The organism is Pseudopedobacter sp. (genome assembly GCF_040392825.1).
GTDB lineage: Bacteria > Bacteroidota > Bacteroidia > Sphingobacteriales > Sphingobacteriaceae > Pseudopedobacter.
Window position 1 is genome coordinate 1 of sequence record NZ_JBEBVH010000353.1, and the last position, 3,417, is coordinate 3,417.

Annotated in this window: 2 protein-coding genes; one reads left to right on the forward strand and one right to left on the reverse strand. The window is 39.0% G+C overall.

Annotated features, from left to right (window positions below; translation table 11 throughout):
• Nucleotides 1–333: 333 nt before the first annotated feature.
• Nucleotides 334–1,308 carry a helix-turn-helix domain-containing protein gene (locus ABWO41_RS16790; RefSeq protein WP_353140479.1) on the reverse strand — a complete coding sequence of 325 codons (975 nt, stop codon included), beginning with the start codon at nucleotides 1,306–1,308 and terminating at the stop codon, nucleotides 334–336.
• 121 nt (nucleotides 1,309–1,429) lie between these two features.
• Between ABWO41_RS16790 and ABWO41_RS16795 the strand changes: the two genes are divergently transcribed.
• Nucleotides 1,430–3,417 (forward strand): T9SS type A sorting domain-containing protein (locus tag ABWO41_RS16795; RefSeq protein ID WP_353140481.1); only part of this gene is annotated, 1,988 nt, incomplete at its 3' end.

Genomic DNA, 3,417 nt, shown 5'->3' on the forward strand with positions numbered 1-3,417 from the left:
TTACGTTGATCACTATGCCTGTATTAAAATTTCGGCAAAGATAGTTTATTAGTTGTTTAGTTGGTTAGTAGTAAGTAGTAAGTAATAAGTAGTAAGTAGTAAGTTTTCCTTTCTCGGTTGCTAGTTGGTTGGTAGAAAGTGGAGAGTCATCCTCTCGTGTCATCTTGCGCGAGTATAGCGAGATTTTTAATCCTCCATTATGTTTCACTTCAGTCGAAATGGCTAAGTTGATGTAAGACCCGCCTGTCCTGGTGACATATTGGTATTGACCTGCCTGAATCTAATAACTTTAAAACTTATAACCTACAACTTATAACCTACAACTTACAACTTTTACGCGTCACTGGGTCTGAGGTTAAATTCTTTATAGAATGCCCGGGAGAAAGATTGCAGGGAATTGTATCCGTATTTTAAAGCGATTTCTGTTATTGAAGTGTTATTTTCTTTGATCTCGTTAAGTGCTTTTTTAAGAACCTGTTGTCTGTAGTATTTGATTACCGAAATATTAAAGAGACTCTGGAAACCCGAAGCCAGTTTAAAACGGTTTAGTCCGTGAGTTTTACAAAGGGTATCTATACAGATATCTGTACCACTATAGGTATTTAATTGCTGCTTGATTTCCTGCAGCTTACGAATATCTTCTGTAGAGAAATGAATTTCTTTGTTCTGGATATTGCAGATAGACTGGAAGTAGTGCGCCATCAATTCATACATCTTACATTCTAAATAAACGCGTCTGAAGTTTTTAGTCAGGCGGCATTTAAGAATTTGCTTAACGATAAGGTTGACTTCTTTGCTGATATCTAAGAGGTTGCCTGGCTCTTTGCCCGAATAAATGGCTTTTATACAGGTCTCTCTTTCTTTTTTATGGCTTTTATCGAAGAACTTATCCAGACAATAGTCAAAAGCTTCTTTATCGAAAACCAGTGAGGCCATTTCGAAAGGTTTTGCCTGGGTGTATTCTACCAGAGAGAACTTTTCTTCTTCTTCTACAGCGTATATGAATGACTGGTTCTTTTTTACACTGGCGTCTATACTTTCCTGAAGTTTATGCGTGGCCCTTCCCGAGAGCATAAGACAGATAAGTATCTTATTCTGATAATACTGGCTGTAGCGCATCTGGTAGGTTTTTTCGGGCTTGCCGGCATAGTATACCAGCGTTACTCCGGATATAAGGGGGATGATGGCTGTGCTGCTGTTTCCGAGAACCGGGGCTTTGAATTTAAGCATGTCATCTTCGCAGTTTAGCCTGGTTACTTCGTGGAAAGGGTAGTCTTTTAATTCCTTAACGAGTATTGGTGTTTCCATATAGGGTTTATATAAAACTAAGTTATTAAAAATAATGCATTCTTGTTAAATGTAAATGCGTTTATGGTAACAATGCCAGGCAGCTTACAAAGTAGTTTTGTGAAATTAAATTTAAAATTCTATGAAAAGACTACTTACTATTCTTTTTTTCTTTATTTCTGTGACAATAGGTTCTGCACAAACCACCAGGTATGTGAAGGCTGTTGCTTCCGGAAATTCTGATGGTTCTGACTGGAACAACGCTTCGGCCGATTTGCAGGCCATAATAGATGTATCTGCAGCAGGAGATGAGATCTGGATGGCTGCGGGAACATATTATCCGACTACTTTAATTGCTCCGGATCCGAATCCGGGCAGTCCGACGGCTACAGACCGTGACAAGGCTTTTGTGATTAAGAAAAATATTAAAATTTATGGTGGTTTTAACGGTAGCGAGACTGTTTTTAGTCAGAGAGATTTTAATATCAACGCGACCATTATCAACGGAAATATAGGGAATGCTGGTGTGAATACTGATAATTGCTATCATTTGCTTTATATCTCTACGCCGGTTGGTGGTAACCTGAACAATTCGCTGGTGATTGACGGTATTGAATTTAGGGAGGGCAATGCCAATCTGGGAAGTGTTTACAATAATATGGTACCCAGATATTCGGGAGCTGCGATTTTTATAACTATTGATGATATTGATTTAAACAATACGCCAGCTATACGTAACTGTAAGTTTATCGATAATTTCTCTTATCAATCCGGTGGTGCTATTTATGCCGATGCGTTTGCTCTTGGTACAGAGACTTTGCTTATTGACAATTGTACATTTGAAAATAACAGCAGTGCCTACAGGGGTGGTGCAATAGGTTTTTTTAACCATGATGTTAACAGCGAGATCTATAAAGCGACTATCAGTAACAGTACATTTATAGGGAATAGCGCAAACAATGATTCTCAAGGCGGTCCAAATGGTGGCATAGGTGGTGCAATTGGCGCTTTTAAGTCAGGGGAGATTACGGTAAACAAATGTGTGTTCAGACAAAATGAGAGCGAAGGGAATTGGAATGGTACAGGTAGTGGCAGTGCTATTGGACTTCTATCGGGAGCCAGTATTAAAGTGGTTAATTCTGCTTTTTATAATAATGTGAATGCAGCTATCTACAATAAAGAGTCTAGCGTAACGCTGCTAAATTCTACTTTGTATCATCCGTCTAACGAGTTAATCCGATTAAATTCGGCCAGCAGCATAGCACTGGATAATTGTATTGTATGGACCGATGGTCTTGGGCAAAACTGTATTGTTTCTGAAAATACTCCGTCTGCTAGTGCAACTTTAAATAATAGTATTTTAAATGCAGATTATCAGCTTGTTTTTACTTCAACTCCATCGAATCTGTTAACTGTTAACCCGTTGTTTTCGGATGCAGCGAATGCTGATTTTAGATTATCTGTAAACAGCCCTGCAGTTGATGCCGGAAATGATGCTTTGTACAATGCAGCCAGTTATGGCAGTGCAGATATTGAAGGCAATAACAGGTCGATAGCTAATATAGATTTGGGCGCTTACGAATATCAGGGTACTCTTCCGGTTGAATTGCTTAGTTATACTGTGCATAAACGTTCTGATGGGGTTTTATTGCAGTGGACAACTGCATCAGAAAAAGATAACCGCAAATTTATTATTTCCAGATCTGTTGATGGGATTAACTTTGTTGAATTACAGCAGGTTCCTGCTAAGAGCCATTCGAATATAGCGCAGTTATATGATTTTGTAGATGTGGATCCGGCTAGTGGTATAAATTACTACCGGTTAGAGCAACAGGACTATAATGGCACACTGACGGTTTTGGGTGTTAAGTCTGTAGACTTTGGTGCTGGTGTTAATCTGGTGGTTTATCCGAACCCAACTGCGAATGACGTTATGGTGAGCTTTGCTGCGCAAGCTTTTGAGTCTTTGACTTTGTTTAATGGGAATGGTCAGCAATTGAATAGAGTAGAAATTCCTGCTTTGTCTACCGAGATGAAGGTTTCTTTGCATGATTATACCGAAGGTATGTATTATTTGGTTTTCGAAGGTAAGGAGGGAAAAGCTGTTAGAAAGCTTATAAAGATCGCTGA